This window comes from Streptomyces sp. NPDC050610, from assembly GCF_040654875.1.
Taxonomy (GTDB): Bacteria; Actinomycetota; Actinomycetes; order Streptomycetales; family Streptomycetaceae; genus Streptomyces.
In genome coordinates this window covers 41,106-55,541 of sequence record NZ_JBFAIV010000037.1, presented here as the reverse complement: position 1 = coordinate 55,541, position 14,436 = coordinate 41,106, and the positions used below count along the sequence as shown (strand labels likewise).

The following is a 14,436-nucleotide window of genomic DNA, read 5'->3' as shown; positions in this document are numbered from 1 at the left end:
GCCGGGTGGACCGTAGAACGTGCAGGGGCGCTCCACCCGCCGGTCCCGGCCGAATCCGGTGAGGGGAACCGCATGGATGACCACGCTCTCCTGGCAGAGCAGATGGCTTACTACAAGGCCGGCGCGGCCGAGTGCGACCGTCCCTACGCGGAGCCCGACGGCCCGCGGGCGTTGCTGGCTGACGCCGATGACCTCCCGATCCGCGGAGATGTACTGGAGCTGGCCTGCGGAACGGGCCAGTGGACCCCGTTGCTCGCCGCGCGTGCCCGTTCGGTGACGGCCGTCGACGCGGCAGCCGAGGTGTTGGCCATCGCCCGGACTCGTGTCCTGTCCCCCAAGGTGCGGTTCGTTCAGGCCGACCTGTTCGAGTGGCGGCCGCCGCGGCGATACGACACGGTGTTCTTCGCCTTCCGGCTCTCCCACGTCCCTCCGGCGCGGCTGCCCGGCTTCTGGAAGGCCGTCGCCGCCGCGCGCTCGCGCCCGGCGGCAGAGCGATCTTCATCGACGACGGTCCCGCCATGGCCTCGGAAGAGGAGATCCTCGCTGATCGGCCCATCCCTACGGCAGTGCGTCGGCTCGACGACGGTCGCCGGTACCGCATCGTGAAGGTGTTCCACGATGCCGAGGTCCTCGCGGACGGCCTCACGGCTCTGGGGTGGTCGGCCCGTATCCGGCCCGTCGCCGCCAACTTCATCGGCATCGCGGAGCCGCCGCCCGCCATCGGCTGAGAAGCCTCGACCAAGAAGCCGCGACTGCGGCTGCTTAACCGGCAGTTCAGTCTGAGAGTTCGGCTTCGGCTTCAGTAATCAGGCTTCGCCACGGCATGGCCCAGTTCATCCCCCATGCGGGACCCCGAACCGCGGGTGCGGCTCGGGGGTTATTCGTCGCGCCCGTTCGGCAGCGGTTCCACGGCCGGTGTCGGCAACGACAGCGCCGCCTGCCTCAGGTGTTCGGCGAGGGCTTTGGTCGCCGGTGACGGCGTGCCGTCCTTGACGCCCCAGGCGAGGAGGTGGCGGCGGCGGGCCCAGGGGTCCTGTAGTCGGCATACGTCGAGGGCTTGGCCGGGGTCGAGGGCGCGGCGGGGTACGACGGCCAGGCCGACTCCGGCGGCTACGAGGCCGACCAGGATGTTGAGGTTGGCGACGCTGGTGCGGTAGCGCACGGCTGGGGCGTGGGGGCCCAGGTGTTTCTCTATCCAGCGGCGCAGCGAGGAACCGGCGTCGAGGCCGACCAGGGGGTGCTCGGCTACTTCGCTGTAGGTCAGCGAGGCTCGGTCCGTGAGGATTCCGCCCGCCTGGCCGATCACCACCAGGGAGTCGTCGCCGAGCGGTTCCATGGTCAGGCCGCAGTCGCGGGCCTCGTCGTCCTGGACGACGCCCAGGTCCGCCTCGCCGTCGGCCAGCGTCCGTACCGTCTGCGGGGTGCGGCTCTCGGAGACCGTGACGTCGATGTCGGGCTGGGCGCGCAGGAAGGAGACGAGGGCCTGCGGTACGAGCCGGTGCATCGCGGAGCCGCCGCCCAGCAGGATCAGCGGAGCGCTCGGGGACCGGGTGTAGCCGGCGACGGCGCTCTCAAGGCGTGCCGTCTGGGCCAGGACCTCGCGGGCGTGCCGGGCCAGGGTCGTACCCGCCGGGGTGGGCTGTACGCCCCTGCGGCCGCGGATCAGCAGTGCCACCCCCGCGTGGTGTTCGAGCGAGCGCACTCTCGCGCTGGCGGACGGCAGGCTCAGATGCATGCGGCGGGCGCCCGCCGTGATCGACCCCTCCCGCACGATGTCGAGGAAGAGCCGCAGATCGTCCAGGTCGTAGCGCACTCTCGTGAGCCTAAGGCACTGCCTAATGCAGGGTGTGCCGTTCGCGCATTGTGGGGCCGCTGGTCGCAGGGTGATCATCGGCAGGTGTCGGAGATATTGCTCGTCCTGTCGGCCGGTGTCGGAGCCGGCGTGTTGAACGCCATCGGCGGCGGTGGCAAGTTCGTGGCGCTGCCCGCTCTGGTGGCGGCCGGCCTGCCGCCCGTCACGGCGAACGCATCGTCCACCATCGCCCTCGTCCCGGGGGCCGTGGTCAGCGCGTCGGTCAGCCGACGCGAACTCGTGCCGGTCGGCAAGGCGTCCACGAAGGCGCTGACCTTGATCAGCATGGCCGGGAGCGCGGTCGGCGCCGGGCTCATGCTGGCGCTGCCGGCGGCGTCCTTCGAGGCCGCCGTGCCATGGCTGCTCGCCTTCGCCACCCTGCTCGTCGCCTTCGGACGCCGTCTCTCCCGCGCGCTCGACAACGCTCTCGGCCGATCCGCCGGCATGAGTGCGCGGTCCGTGCTGATCAGTCAGTTCGTCCTCGCCGTCTACGGCGGATACTTCGGCGGAGCCGTAGGCATCATGATGATGGCCGTATGGAGCGTCGGCCTCGGCCTCGACGCCGCGGCCAGCAACCCGATGCGGGTCACCCAGCTCGCGGCCATCTACGCCAGCGCGACCGTGCTCCTCCTCATCACGTCCGATGCCCTGGGTTCCCCGCTGGTTCTCAGCACCATGCTGGTCGGCGCCGCGGTCGGCGGTTTCGGCGGCGCCCACCTCGCCCGGCGCCTCCCCGCCTGGCTGCTGCGGGGGCTCCTCGTGGCCTCCGCAGGCACCACTACCGTTCTGTACTTCCTTCGCGGTTGACCTTGACCGCGTGCCACGCGGCTGTCGCCCGACCGCCACCCGCCCACTGATCGTCGGCGCGCGAGGCCGGTCCCGGCTCGTAAGCCTCGTCACGCTCGTAGCGTTCGTCGCGCCCGTAGGCCGCGATCGGCAAGGACGAGCAGTGCCTCGCGATGGGGCCGGGGCGGTCCATCGGAACTTCTCGCGGCGGGTCCTCAGGGTGCCCGTCCGGCAGCGGCAGGCTCATCGGCCCCTCCCCCGCTCTCGGCCCACGCGCCCGTGGCATCTCCCAAGCACCGAGCACCGAGTTCCTACAGCTTCAGACCGTGCCGCGTGATGTACGAATTGTGGAAGGCGAACAGCCCGCCGAGCAGCACCAGCCAGAGCACGGTGCTGGTGAGCGGAAAGGCGTCCACGGGGATCGTGTACGCCAGCACCACCCGCAGTACCGCGTCGAGCAGGAAGCCCGCGCCCCACACCGCCGTGATCAGCCGCAGGTGGTGGCGGAAGGTCGGCTCCGCGTCCCATCGCGCCTCCCATTCGACCAGTCCGGCCTCGCCGACCTTGGCGATGACGATGCCGCGCGAGGCCGTCATCATGAACGGGCGCCGGGTGAGCAGCGTGCCGAGCACCCAGAACCCGATCGCGGTGGTCAGCCAGCTGTCCCGGATCATGAGCACCCGCGGGCTGCCGGTGACGAGGGACAGCAGCGCACCGGCCACCACCAGGATCAGCGTGAAGACCGCCATCGCCTCGACGCGTCGCTGCCGCACGATCCCGTAGCCGATCCACGGCAGCAGCAGCAAGCCGCCGACCGCCATCGACAGCCACTGCCCGGCGCCGGCCGCGCGCAGTCCGTAGTAGGAGCCGAGCGGCAGGGCGAGTTCGAAGAACAGCTGCGCGGCGAGTCGTCGGCGCAGCGCCGCCGTGCGGCGCCGGGCGGGCACCGCGGCAGCCGCGTCCGCGGCCGTGCCCGTATTCGTGCCCGTACTCGCGTCCGCGTCCGCCTGTGGCGTTTCGCGGCTTGCTTGGTTGGTGACGTACGTGCCCGCGTCCGCTCCGGTCGTGGCGTCCTCTCGCATGGTGCGTACCCCCGTGCCGTCAGTGGTCATGTCGTCTTCCTGGTGGCGCGATCGAACAGGTCCGCCAGTTCCCGGCCCGCGCCTCGTGCGTCGAAATCCGGATCGTGGGTGGCGCGGCGCACCACGTCGTCGATGGCGGCCCGGATCGCGCGCACCATCACCCACGGGTCGAACGCGCAGAACTCGCCCGCGCGCTGCGCCTTGCGGATCTGCTCCACCTGGAGGGCGAGGTTCCCTTCCGTCACGTCGAGGAAGGAGGCCATGCCGGGGTCGCCGCCGCGGAGGTTGCTGAGGACCTCGACGATCGCCGGGAGGTGGTTCGGGTACTCGGCGAGGAGGTCGAGGTTGGACTCGATGGAGGCGCGCAGGCGGGCCGACGGGCTTTCGTGCGCCTCGATGCGAGGACGTACGTACGCCTCCGAGACCCGCATCACCTCGGCGACGACCTCGCGCATCAGGTCGTCCCGGCCGTCGAAGTGGTAGGAGATCATCCCCGTGCTGCTCAGCCCGGCGCGTTCGGCGATCTTCGCGAACGACGCCTGGTGGTACCCGGTCTCGGCGATGACGTCGATCGCCGCGGCGACGATCTGGGCGCGGCGCCCTGTCTCCGTGAAGGACGACTTGGCCCTTCGCTCCGCCTTTTGCTTGCCCGTACTGTTCCTTGCTTGCATGAGCAAGACGCTAGTACGGTTTGCTCAGCCAAGCAAGACGGTGGCGGCGCGCATCGCCGACGAACGGCACGAGGCACTACGGGGGTGCGGAGGTACGAACGGTCGGCTCTCCGCGGGCCCGGCGCGCACAGGGCCGACTCGATCGCTCAGCCCGCCACCGGGGCCCGTAAGGTGCTCGCATGGCTGAGAACTGGAGCGCGACAGACGTCGGGACCATACGTTTTCCGTCCGGCGTGCTGGTACGTGGCCGGGGGCTGCGTCACCCCCTGCCCTCAGGGCCGGCGCCGTCGTTCGCGGTCTACCTGCTGGGAAAGGAGCCTCCGCCCACCGAGTGGGAGGCCCGATGGTTGCCGTGGCCCGACTTCCGGCTGCCCAAAGACGGTCGGCAGGCTCGGAACGTACTGGCGGAGGCATTGGCCCGCGCGGAGGACGAGCGCGTCGAGATCGCTTGCGGAGGCGGGCTGGGGCGGACGGGAACGGCCTTGGCGTGTATGGCCGTTCTCGATGGAGTTCCGGCGGACGAAGCCGTGGAGTACGTCCGCCGGAACTACCACGGTCGCGCCGTGGAGACTCCGTGGCAGCGGCGCTACGTACTGCGCTTCGAGGACGCGTAGCGCGACCGCGTGCCGAACGCTCAGGTCGCCTGGCGTTCTGCGCGTTTCACGATGGGGGCGGCGTCAGGCGGCAGCTCGGTATCGGGGCGCGAATTCCTCCTCGACGAATTGCTCGATGGTGGTGGGAGTGGACGTGCGGGCCGTGCGCGGCTGCTGCATTCGCGTGTGGCGGGTGTTGAGGGCTTCGCCGACCTCGGCCATCATGTCCGCGACGTCGGCGGACACGCCCTTCCCGCGGAGTTCCGCTCGGAACGCGGCGATGCTGGTCTGCTCGTAAGCGAGATCGCCGACGGCAGGGGCGGCGGCAGCGAGGCCATCGGCCGTGGAGGCATCGGCAGCGCGGCCGTCGGCGCTCACGGCCTTCGCCATCAGGTCCACGACTTCCCGCATGCTCACGTCGCGTTCGCCCTGGAGCTCCAGGATCTCCGTACCCCGCCAGGTCCCGGTGGCGAGTTCCTCCGCGGCTCGGATCCCGATGTCGCGCGTGGTGACGAAGGGCAACGGGAGGTCGGGGTCGAAGGGGGCGCTGATGCGGCGGCGGGTTCGGGCCGCGTCGACGTGGTCGAGCAGGTTCTCCATGAAATAGCCGGCCCGCAGCCACAGCGTGTCGACTCCGGGGACGGCCGAGAGTCGCTGTTCGAAGCGGTGGAGGCCCCTGACCGGTCCGGTGCCCTCGGGGTGCTGGGCTCCCCAGCTGCTGAGTCCGACGACGCGGGTCACGCCGGACGCGGTGACCGCCTCGGCCAGGGAGTTCGTCACCCGGTCCTGGAAGGCGCCGAAGTCGGGGTGGTCGGGGATGTAGTTGGGCTGGATCACCGCGTAGACGCCGGCCGCGCCGCGGAAGGCATCCGTCAGGGCTGCCGTGTCGGTCTGGTCGGCCTCCCACACCTCGGCTCCCCGCTCGGCGAGGTCGGCGAGGCGCTGGGCCGAGCGGCCGACGGCCCGGACGGGGTGCCCGTGCGCGAGCAAGTGCACGGCGGCGGCCCGGCCGGTTCGGCCACTGGCGCCCGTAACGACGAACATCGACTCATCTCTTTTCGCTGGTCTGTGGCGTTCTGCGCCAGGGAAACGGAGGCCGGTGCTCGACTGAGACCGCGCCTCTCCCGGTCTCCCGGTACGCGTTCGGCACCGTAATCGCGCCTTTCAGCGGGCGGGTAGGAATCGCACACCCACCCCCGCTCCGTCCCGCCCGATCGGCGGCGCTGGAGCCGAGAATCAGCGGTGCCGGCGTGCCTCGTCCTTACGCTGGCTACATGAACGTTTCGAGCAGCCGCAGCGCGGGCGGGCCACTGGCGGGCTTCCTGCGCGCCAGGCGCGATCAGGTAGGGCCCGAACAGCATGGGCTGGCCTCGGGGGCGCAGCGCCAGGTGCCGGGGCTGCGGCGGGACGAGGTGGCATTCCTGGCCGGGATCAGTACCGACTACTACATACGCCTCGAACAGGGCAGGGAACGGCGGCCGTCCCGCGCCGTGGTCGAGGGTCTGCGCGAAGCGCTGCTGCTGGACAGCGTGGCGGCGCGCCACCTGCGGGGACTCACCGCTGCGGCGACGGTCACGGACGGGGAGGACACGGACGGGGAGGAGTCGGAGAGTCGGAAGGGCCCGCGGATGGGCCCCGATCGGCTGGCGTCCGTACACCGGCTGCTCGACTCCCTGGCCGTGCCCGCCCTGCTCGTGAACCGCCGGCTCGACATCGTGGGCGGCAACCCGCTCGGTGATCTTCTCCACGAGGGGCTGGAGCCCCGCGACAACTACGCCCGCCTGGTCTTCCTCGCCCCCGGGGCGCCGTCGTTCTTCGCCGAGTGGCCCGAACTGTCCCGCTGCGTGGTGGCGGCCCTACGTGCGCAGGCCGGCCCCGAAGCGGAGTCCGCCCGCCTGACGCGGCTGGTCGGAGAGCTGTCGGCGGGCAGCGAGGTCTTCCGGTCCGTCTGGGACGGGCACCAGCTCTACGAGAAGGCGATGGACCGCAAGGTGTTCCGGCATCCGCGGGTCGGGCCGCTCGCGCTGGAACAGCACGTACTGGAACTGCCGGGGAGCGAGGGCCACCGGATCTGGGCCTTCCACCCGGCGGACGACGCGACCGCGCATGCCTTGCGGGACCTGGGTTCCTCGGCACGTACGCCCGGTCGTCCGGGCCGGGAGTGGTGCGGGTGGTGAAAGAGGCCCATCATGCCGTTCGCGAACTTCAAGGTCCCCACCGGAAGCCTCGACGAGGCGCAGAAGGAACGGATCGTCGCGCGCGCCACCGAGTTGTACGTCGAGCTTTACGGCGAACGGGCCCGCGCCAGCACCATGGTCCTGGTCGAGGAGGTGACCGACGGCGGCTGGGGCATCGGCGGCGACGTCCTGACCCTCGCCATGCTCCGGCAATCGCCCGAGGGCTGACGCCCGGCGGGCCCCCACGGCCGGGCTCCGTGGCGACCGTACGAGCAGCACCAGCTGTACGGGCTGCATGAGCCGGATGATCTGCATCAGCCGTACGGCTTCCACCGCCCGGTACGGCCTGTTACGAGTTGAAGCGGCGCTCAGCCGATCCGGGCCGTCGCGCCCGGGGGCAGCCGGTGGTAGCGCGCTCCGGCGCCGGGGCCGTCGTCGCCCAGGAAACCGCCGACCATCGCGGTGCCTATGTCGTTGAGAGCGCCGTCGTGGATGGCGTAAGCGTCCCGTGGGGCGACCTCGCGGACGTAGTCGATCAGGTGGCCGACCGTGGACCAGGGGGCGTGCACCGGCAGCAGCAACGTCTCGACGTCCGCCTCAGGGACGGTCAAGGCGTCCCCGGGGTGGAAAAGGGCGTCGTCGACGAGGAAGCCGATATTGGCGACGCGCGGGATGTCGGGGTGGATTTCCGCGTGCCAGGCGCCGTGGACCGTCACCTCGAAGCCCGCTGCCGTGAACGCGTCCCCCTCGCCCACGGCGGTGGTCCGGGCGTCGAGGCCGTCGAGTCGCCCGGCCACGGAGGAGTTGGTCCAGATGCGCAGGTCAGGGTTGTTCTCGGCGGCCCGGCGCAGCGTCTCCTCGGAGAAGTGGTCGAAGTGCTCGTGCGTGACGAGGACGGCGTCGGCGCCGTCCAGCGCCTGCGGTTCGGTCAGGCCGCCCGGGTCCACCACCAGGCGGCGGCCGTCCTTCTCGACGCGGACACAGGCGTGACCGAACTTGGTGAGCTGCATCATCGAAATCCCTCTGCTCAGGAAATATCAATATCTACAACTTAACTGTACACCTGAGTTGCATAGGTCCTGAGTAGGATGCGGACATGGATGAAGACGTGCTGGCCGAGGAGTTGCGGCAGTCGATCGGGGAGCTGGTCCGGGCGGTACGGGGCGTGGACACCATGCCGCCCGGCGAGTCGGCCGCTCTCGGCTTCCTCGACCGCGGCGGCCCGCTGACCACGGCCGACCTCGCCCACCGGCGCGGGGTGACGCATCAGTCGGCCGCCAAGTCCGTGAAGGAACTCACCAGCGGCGGCCTGGTACGCGCCGAGCCCCACCCCAGCGACGGCCGCAAACTCCTGCTGCACATCACCGACGCCGGCCGCGCCCGCCTGCGGCGCGAACGCGCCCAGCGCGCCCACGCCGTCAACACCGCCATTCACGACATGTTCAGCCCCGAAGAGCAGGAGCGACTGCGCGACTGCGTCGGCCTGCTGTCCCGTCTGGCCACCCACCTCGCCGGAAAGTGACTGACCGGTTCCGGCCGCCATTGGGAAGAGTCCGCTGTCGGGACACAATCACGTCCCATGACGTCAGCCCCATGGAGCAGGAACGCTGTCGAGCTGCGAGCCGACACCGTGGTCAAGAAATTCCACTACGGCAGCCGTGGCGCGTGCGAGCGCGAGTGGCGTGCGCTGACGCTGCTCGCCGCGTACGCACCGGGCCTGGCCCCCGCCCCGCGCCACGTGGACTTCGCGGCGGCGGAGCCGGTGGTGGTGATGGAGCGCGTACCGGGTGAGCCGATGCGGGGCGAGCCGCTCAGCGGTCGGCAGCTCAGGGCCATGTCCGCGGCGGCCGGCGAGTTGTACGCGGCTGTGCCGGAGGACGTTCTGGCCGAAGTCCCCGTCCGGCCGGGGCGGCAGCAACACCTCATCGCCCAGATCCACGCCTGGGCGCCGCGAATACGTCCGCGAGTCGGCAGTGAGGCGGGCGAGGCCATGGACCGCGGCCTCGAATGGCTGGCCCGTTCGGGCATGGAACGAGCCGGCGGGCCGGACGTCCCCATGGTCTTCGGCCCCGGAGACGGCAACCTCGCCAACTACCTCTGGGACGGTACGCGCGTACGGATCGTCGACTTCGAGGACTCCGGCCGCAGCGACCGGCCCTTCGAACTGGCGGAGATCTCGGAACACGTGGCCGGCTGGGCGGGGCCGCCGCTCGATGTCGGCGCGTTCCTCGATCTGTTCGACCTGAATGCCGCCGAACGCGCGCGGCTGCCGGAATGCCGCAGGCTGCTGGCGCTCGTATGGCTGTTCCTCTTGTCCTTCGACGACCCTCGGCACCCTCGCAACCCACCGGGAACGGCCGAGCGGCAGGCCGCCCGGCTGTCCCGGCTTCTCACCTGATGTCACGACAGCGCACGTCGTCGCCCGTGCCGCCGGTGCCATGATGATCGTCATCGGTGGGTTCCCGCCGGGTGGCGCGACCGGCCGGCCGACGAGCTCGCCCGCCCCGTTCACGGGCTTTACAGACCGTGATGTCCGTCGAAGGAGAGCACGTGGAAGAACAGACGCAGCAGGCGCGGCCCCAGGAGCGGGCGCAAGCAAGCGCCGAGGTGCGGAAGCGCGTCCAGGGCAGCTTCGACCGCCAGGGGCTGATGAGCCATCTCGGCGCCCGCATATCCCACATCGCACCCGGCCGCATACACATCGAGCTCCCCGGCAGGCCCGAAGTCACCCAGCAGCACGGCTATGTCCACGGCGGCGCCGTCAGCGCCATAGCGGACACCGCGGGTGGATACGCCGCGTACACGCTGTTCCCCGAGGACACCGAGGTGCTGACGGTCGAGTACAAGATCAACCTGCTGGCCCCCGCCATCGGTGATCACGTCGAGGCGGTCGGGACCGTCCTGAAGTCCGGACGCACCCTGACCGTGTGTCAGTTGGAGGTGTTCGGCGTCCAGGCCGGCGAGCGGAAGCTCGTCGCCAACGGGCAGCAGACGCTGATCCGCGTGAACCGGTCCGAGCGATGAGCCGGCGGCCGACCGTGCCCCCGTCGCCGTCCGCGCCATCCCCTGCGGCGTCGCCGCCCTCGTCGCCCTCGCTGCCGACCTGGGCGGTCTGGCGGCAGCGGCCGTTCCCCGACGCCAACCTGCTCCTGCTGCACGGGCGGCAACCGGCCCTGGTCGACAGCGGATTCGTCGGCCACGCCGAGGAGACCGCCGACTGGGCGCAGGCTCACGCGCACGCCGGGAAGATCGACCTGGTCGTGAACACCCACTGGCACTCGGACCACGTCGGCGGCAACGCCCTCCTCCAGGCGCGGGGCGCCGCCGTCGCGGCCGGAGCCCCGGAAGCCGAGGCGGTCTCCCGCCGGGACCCGGGCTGCTGTTCCGCCGAATACCTCGACCAGCCGGTGGCCCCGTACACCGTCGACGTGCCGCTCGACGACGGACAGGTGCTGCGGCTCGGGGACGCCGACTGGGAGGTCGTGCGCACTCCCGGCCACACCCCCGGGCATCTCGCGCTGTGGCAGCCGGACGAACGGCTGCTCGTGGTCGGGGACGCGCTGTCGGACTACGACGTCGGCTGGGTGAACCTCGCCCTCGACGGCCCCGACATGGCATCCACGGCACTCGCCTCGCTCAAGCGCATGGCCGATCTCTCCCCGCGCGTCATCATCCCCTCGCACGGACCCATACCCGCCGACCCGGACGCGACGTTCACCGCCGCCCTTCGCCGGGGCCGGCGGCTCGTGGACGACCCGGACGGGGCGGTCTGGTACGGCGCGCGGCGGGTCTTCGCCTTCGCCTTGATGATCCGCGAGGGCATACCGGCCGACGAGGTCGAACCGTACCTCCACGCCCGCGCCTGGCTGACGGACGCGGCTCGCCTCCTGCGCCGCACGCCCGAGGAACTCGCCGCCGAACTGGTGGAGACGATGCTCCGCAGCGGCGCCGTCGTCCTGCGCGACGGCCGTGTGCACGCCGCCGCCGAACACGCCCCGGTCACGGCGTGCTCGCTGCGTGTGCCGTTTCCCCGTGAGTGGCCGGCGGCCTCGGGCTAGGCGCTCGGCGGACGGCCGTACGAAGTCCCCGTACGAAGGTCCCTGTACGAAGGTCCCCGTACGCGGTTCGTACGGGGACCTTTCCTCCTCTCCGGTCGGCGGCCGCAGCAGGGGCGTACCGCCCTCAGCCGCTACTGCTGCGGCTGCCGTTGCCGCCGGGAATCCGGCGTCCAGGACCGGACCGGCGACCGGCACCGCGATCGGACCCGCCTTTCCGCGCGCGATGCCGGCGCACCGCGTCGCGGTTGGCGCACGGCTGGGAGCAGTAGCGCTGCCGCCCGGTACGGGAGGTGCCGGCGAATATCGTGGCGCACTCGACCACGGCACACCGCTTGAGCCGGTGCATGCCGCGGCCCACCAGATGGAGCGCCGTGCCGACAGCGATCAGCGACGCCAGGACGGCGCCGAACGGCTGTCGGTCGGCGCGATAGTGCAGATGCCAGCCGTCCCCGTCGTGATTGGTCAGTCTGGGGTGGGCGGCGGACCCGGCCAGCATCCGGTTGACCAGTTCGGCGCGCTCCTGCTCGCCGTCGGCGTCCACCACCTCTTCCCACGCCACCAGCGCGGTCCGGACGCTTCGCAGATCCTGCGGTGTGGCCGGCTGTTCCAGCGTCAGCCCGGCGGCGCGGCAGCGGTCGGCGAGTTCCTCGGCGCTCGCCGGGGGCCGGTTGGCCAGGTCCGCGGCCAGCTTCACGGCATCCGCGCCGTAAGGGTTGAGGTGCATAAGGCAATTACATCAGCCTGACCGGTATGAGACACCACACCGGCATGCGGCAGGCAGCCGTACGACAGGCAGCGGAAGACGACATCACGGAACTCGTACGGCTGCGGGCGCTGCTGTTCGAGACCCTCGGCGGCGACTTCTTCAACCCCCCGACAGTTGGGGACGATTGGCGGACCGCCCTCGCCTCGGTGCTGAAGGAACAGCTCGCCGCGGACGACACGCGGATCCTCGTCGTGGACGGCGACAGCGGGCTCGCTGCCTGCGGCATAGGCACCGTCGACCGGTGGTTCCCCGGCCCGCACTCGCCCAACGGGCGGGTCGGTCACGTGATCGGCATGGTCACCGACCCCGCGTACCAAAGACGCGGCCACGGCCGCGCGATCGTACGGAGCCTGCTCGACTGGTTCCGCGAGCGCGATGTCGCCCGCGTGGACCTGTACGCCTCGCGCGACGGCGAACCCCTCTACCGCGCCCTCGGCTTCACCGACCACCCGGACCCCGCGCTCTACTGGCGTCCGTAACGCCGCCGACGCCCCCTTCCACGGCCCCCCGACTCCGCCGAGGCCACCGGGTACAGCGCTTCCGCCCCGTCCGTCGCGTGACCTCAGCCGCGGATCATCGACATCAGCAGCTCGTGGGTCGCGCCATCGGCGGCCGCTACGAGGCCGTGGCCGGTCTGTTCGGCCGGGCGGCCGTCGATTCCGGTGACCACGCATCCGGCGGCGCGGCAGAGGGCGATGCCGGCGGCGAAGTGGACGCTGCCGGACAGGTCGTCGCCGTCGGTGACGTAGGCGGCGCGTTTGCCGGCGGCGACCCAGGCCAGGGCCAGGGTCGTGGATACGACGCGGGGGCGGAACCGTGCCGCGAAGCGGGGGTCGGCCAGCAAGTTCGCGGCTCGGAAGCCGGGTGCGTTGGGGAAGGGCGGGTCCAGGTTGACGTCTACGAGCCGGGTCGCGGGGGTGGGGGCCAGCGGGAGGTCGGCGCCGCCGTTTCGTGACCGGGCGGTCTCGCCGTCCGTGTAGAAGATCTCGCCGCTGAATGGGTCGGCTATCGCGGCCGCGCCGCCGCGCAGCGCCGCGTTGACGGCTACGAGCATGGTGCCGACGGCGTAGTTGAGCGTGCCGCACAGGGGGTCCACCAGCCACTGCCGTGCGGCCTTCGCGTCGCCCCGCTGCCCGCCTTCCTCGCCCAGCACGGCATCATCGGGGCGCGCGGCTCGGATGACGTCGAGGATCGCCTTCTCGGCCTCGATGTCGGCGGCGGTGGCGAAGTCACCGGCGCCCTTGTCGGTACGGGCGAGCCGCCGGCCGTACATGGCGCGCACTACGTCCGCCCCGGCCCGTACCGCGGCTATCGCCACCTCGGCGTCGTCCCCCGCGCCGGGGGCGGGATCGGCGATGTTCGTGGATGAGTTGATCACGCCGCGCAGGATATCCGCGGCCGTCACTCGCGTTTCCTCCCGCCCGAAAATGCGGTGCGGCGCGGAAAGCCACAGCACTACGGTCTGCCGATGGATGACATGGAGGACGAGGACGGTTACTTCGGCGAACGCGTCGCGGCGAAATATGACGAGTCGTCAGGGGACATGTTCGAGCCGGGCGTTGTGGGCAGGACGGTCGAGGTACTGGAGGAGCTGACCGGCGGAGGCAGGGCCCTTGAGCTGGGGGTCGGGACGGGGCGGATCGCGTTGCCGCTGGCGGAGCGCGGGGTCGCGGTGCACGGCATCGACATGTCGCGGGCGATGGTCGCCCGGCTGCGGGCCAAGCCGGGCGGTGACGCCGTCGGCGTCACCATCGGCGACTTCGCGACAACCAGGGTGGACGGGACGTTCTCCCTCGTGTATCTGCTCTACAACACGATCATGAATCTGACGACGCAGGCGGCCCAGGTAGCCTGTTTCCGCAATGCGGCGGATCACTTGGAGCCCGGTGGCCGCTTCGTCATCGAGGTCGGGGTCCCCGCGCTGCGCAAGCTGCCGGCCGGGCAGAACGCCGTGCCGTTCCATGTGAGCCCGACACGGTGGGCGTTCGACGTGTACGACGTCGCCACCCAGGCGATGAGTTCGAACTACGTCGAGGTCGTCGACGGCCACGGTCAGTACCGGTCCATCCCTTTCCGGTACGTGTGGCCGTCGGAGCTCGACCTGATGGCTCAGCTCGCCGGACTGCGGCTGCGCGAGCGGTGGGACGGGTGGGCGCGGGAGCCCTTCACCAGCGAGAGCCACCGGCACGTATCGGTCTGGGAGAAGCCCGTCGACTGACCGGGCGCCGGTCGCCGGCGGAGCGCGAGTCCGGGGCGGCGGAGGCCGTGTGTGCGTCAAGGGCCTCCGCTCGGGCGATCACGGCCGAGCACTTGCGGTGCGGACCGCGCCCCGGGCCGGGGGCAACCGTCCTCGCACCCACCTGCCCGCACTCCCGCGGGCAGCCGGACCGACGTTCGTACGCCGACCGGTACGTGCGGGGAGTGCGGGACGGGTGAGGCGGAACGGGCAGG

The 14,436-nt window shown here is 71.2% G+C and carries 19 protein-coding genes; 12 read left to right on the top strand and 7 right to left on the bottom strand.

Annotation, left to right across the window (positions count from 1 at the left end; all coding sequences use genetic code 11):
- Positions 1–72: 72 nt before the first annotated feature.
- Complete coding sequence (locus tag AB0I22_RS32970; protein WP_363134664.1) at positions 73–606, top strand: class I SAM-dependent methyltransferase; 534 nt, start codon at positions 73–75, stop codon at positions 604–606.
- Positions 603–728 (top strand): hypothetical protein, encoded by a 126-nt coding sequence (locus AB0I22_RS32965; protein WP_363134663.1) that lies wholly within the window; start codon positions 603–605, stop codon positions 726–728. Before AB0I22_RS32970 ends, AB0I22_RS32965 begins: the two co-directional genes overlap by 4 nt.
- A 149-nt stretch (positions 729–877) precedes the next feature.
- Here the strand turns inward: AB0I22_RS32965 and AB0I22_RS32960 are convergent, their stop codons facing one another.
- Positions 878–1,813: a LysR family transcriptional regulator gene (locus AB0I22_RS32960; RefSeq protein ID WP_363134662.1), complete on the bottom strand. Its 936-nt coding sequence runs from the start codon at positions 1,811–1,813 to the stop codon at positions 878–880.
- 84 nt (positions 1,814–1,897) lie between these two features.
- On the opposite strand from AB0I22_RS32960, the gene AB0I22_RS32955 reads away from it, so the two are divergent.
- Positions 1,898–2,659: a sulfite exporter TauE/SafE family protein gene (locus tag AB0I22_RS32955; protein ID WP_363134661.1), complete on the top strand. Its 762-nt coding sequence runs from the start codon at positions 1,898–1,900 to the stop codon at positions 2,657–2,659.
- 290 nt (positions 2,660–2,949) lie between these two features.
- Here the strand turns inward: AB0I22_RS32955 and AB0I22_RS32950 are convergent, their stop codons facing one another.
- Together AB0I22_RS32950 and AB0I22_RS32945 are read right to left on the bottom strand one after the other, a co-directional pair.
- Complete coding sequence (locus AB0I22_RS32950; RefSeq protein ID WP_363134660.1) at positions 2,950–3,750, bottom strand: VC0807 family protein; 801 nt, start codon at positions 3,748–3,750, stop codon at positions 2,950–2,952.
- Positions 3,747–4,391 (bottom strand): TetR/AcrR family transcriptional regulator, encoded by a 645-nt coding sequence (locus AB0I22_RS32945; RefSeq protein WP_363134659.1) that lies wholly within the window; start codon positions 4,389–4,391, stop codon positions 3,747–3,749. Before AB0I22_RS32945 ends, AB0I22_RS32950 begins: the two co-directional genes overlap by 4 nt.
- 179 nt (positions 4,392–4,570) lie before the next feature.
- Between AB0I22_RS32945 and AB0I22_RS32940 the strand changes: the two genes are divergently transcribed.
- The gene (locus AB0I22_RS32940; RefSeq protein WP_363134658.1) at positions 4,571–5,005 is read left to right on the top strand and encodes a protein-tyrosine phosphatase family protein; all 435 of its coding nucleotides are present in this window, start codon (positions 4,571–4,573) and stop codon (positions 5,003–5,005) included.
- A 63-nt stretch (positions 5,006–5,068) separates the two neighbouring features.
- Here AB0I22_RS32940 and AB0I22_RS32935 read toward each other — a convergent pair whose 3' ends face one another.
- On the bottom strand, positions 5,069–6,028 hold the full coding sequence (locus tag AB0I22_RS32935) for an NAD(P)H-binding protein (RefSeq protein ID WP_363134657.1): 960 nt from the start codon (positions 6,026–6,028) through the stop codon (positions 5,069–5,071).
- 230 nt (positions 6,029–6,258) lie between these two features.
- Between AB0I22_RS32935 and AB0I22_RS32930 the strand changes: the two genes are divergently transcribed.
- Together AB0I22_RS32930 and AB0I22_RS32925 are read left to right on the top strand one after the other, a co-directional pair.
- A complete protein-coding gene (locus tag AB0I22_RS32930; protein ID WP_363134656.1) occupies positions 6,259–7,161 on the top strand; it encodes a helix-turn-helix transcriptional regulator in 903 nt (300 codons plus the stop codon).
- A gap of 12 nt (positions 7,162–7,173) precedes the next feature.
- The gene (locus tag AB0I22_RS32925) at positions 7,174–7,389 is read left to right on the top strand and encodes a 4-oxalocrotonate tautomerase family protein (RefSeq protein ID WP_363134655.1); all 216 of its coding nucleotides are present in this window, start codon (positions 7,174–7,176) and stop codon (positions 7,387–7,389) included.
- Between the two features lie 140 nt (positions 7,390–7,529).
- Here AB0I22_RS32925 and AB0I22_RS32920 read toward each other — a convergent pair whose 3' ends face one another.
- On the bottom strand, positions 7,530–8,171 hold the full coding sequence (locus tag AB0I22_RS32920; protein ID WP_363134654.1) for an MBL fold metallo-hydrolase: 642 nt from the start codon (positions 8,169–8,171) through the stop codon (positions 7,530–7,532).
- An 86-nt stretch (positions 8,172–8,257) separates the two neighbouring features.
- On the opposite strand from AB0I22_RS32920, the gene AB0I22_RS32915 reads away from it, so the two are divergent.
- The 4 genes from AB0I22_RS32915 (at position 8,258) to AB0I22_RS32900 (ending at position 11,219) form a co-directional block, all read left to right on the top strand.
- Positions 8,258–8,683, top strand: coding sequence for a MarR family transcriptional regulator (locus tag AB0I22_RS32915; protein WP_363134653.1), 426 nt, complete (start codon positions 8,258–8,260; stop codon positions 8,681–8,683).
- A 57-nt stretch (positions 8,684–8,740) separates the two neighbouring features.
- On the top strand, positions 8,741–9,559 hold the full coding sequence (locus AB0I22_RS32910) for a phosphotransferase (protein WP_363134652.1): 819 nt from the start codon (positions 8,741–8,743) through the stop codon (positions 9,557–9,559).
- Positions 9,560–9,810: 251 nt separating this feature from the next.
- Positions 9,811–10,185: a PaaI family thioesterase gene (locus tag AB0I22_RS32905; protein WP_363134690.1), complete on the top strand. Its 375-nt coding sequence runs from the start codon at positions 9,811–9,813 to the stop codon at positions 10,183–10,185.
- Positions 10,182–11,219 (top strand): MBL fold metallo-hydrolase, encoded by a 1,038-nt coding sequence (locus tag AB0I22_RS32900; protein WP_363134651.1) that lies wholly within the window; start codon positions 10,182–10,184, stop codon positions 11,217–11,219. The genes AB0I22_RS32905 and AB0I22_RS32900 overlap by 4 nt, the downstream gene beginning before the upstream one ends.
- 124 nt (positions 11,220–11,343) lie before the next feature.
- Here AB0I22_RS32900 and AB0I22_RS32895 read toward each other — a convergent pair whose 3' ends face one another.
- On the bottom strand, positions 11,344–11,943 hold the full coding sequence (locus AB0I22_RS32895; RefSeq protein WP_363134650.1) for a CGNR zinc finger domain-containing protein: 600 nt from the start codon (positions 11,941–11,943) through the stop codon (positions 11,344–11,346).
- 26 nt (positions 11,944–11,969) lie between these two features.
- Between AB0I22_RS32895 and AB0I22_RS32890 the strand changes: the two genes are divergently transcribed.
- Complete coding sequence (locus AB0I22_RS32890) at positions 11,970–12,464, top strand: GNAT family N-acetyltransferase (protein WP_363134649.1); 495 nt, start codon at positions 11,970–11,972, stop codon at positions 12,462–12,464.
- An 83-nt stretch (positions 12,465–12,547) separates the two neighbouring features.
- On the opposite strand, the gene AB0I22_RS32885 is transcribed toward AB0I22_RS32890, so the two are convergent.
- Entirely contained in the window at positions 12,548–13,360 is an 813-nt protein-coding gene (locus AB0I22_RS32885) for an inositol monophosphatase family protein (protein ID WP_363134689.1), read from the bottom strand.
- Between the two features lie 102 nt (positions 13,361–13,462).
- On the opposite strand from AB0I22_RS32885, the gene AB0I22_RS32880 reads away from it, so the two are divergent.
- Positions 13,463–14,203, top strand: a complete 741-nt coding sequence (locus AB0I22_RS32880) for a class I SAM-dependent methyltransferase (RefSeq protein ID WP_363134688.1) — start codon at positions 13,463–13,465, stop codon at positions 14,201–14,203.
- Positions 14,204–14,436 lie beyond the last annotated feature (233 nt).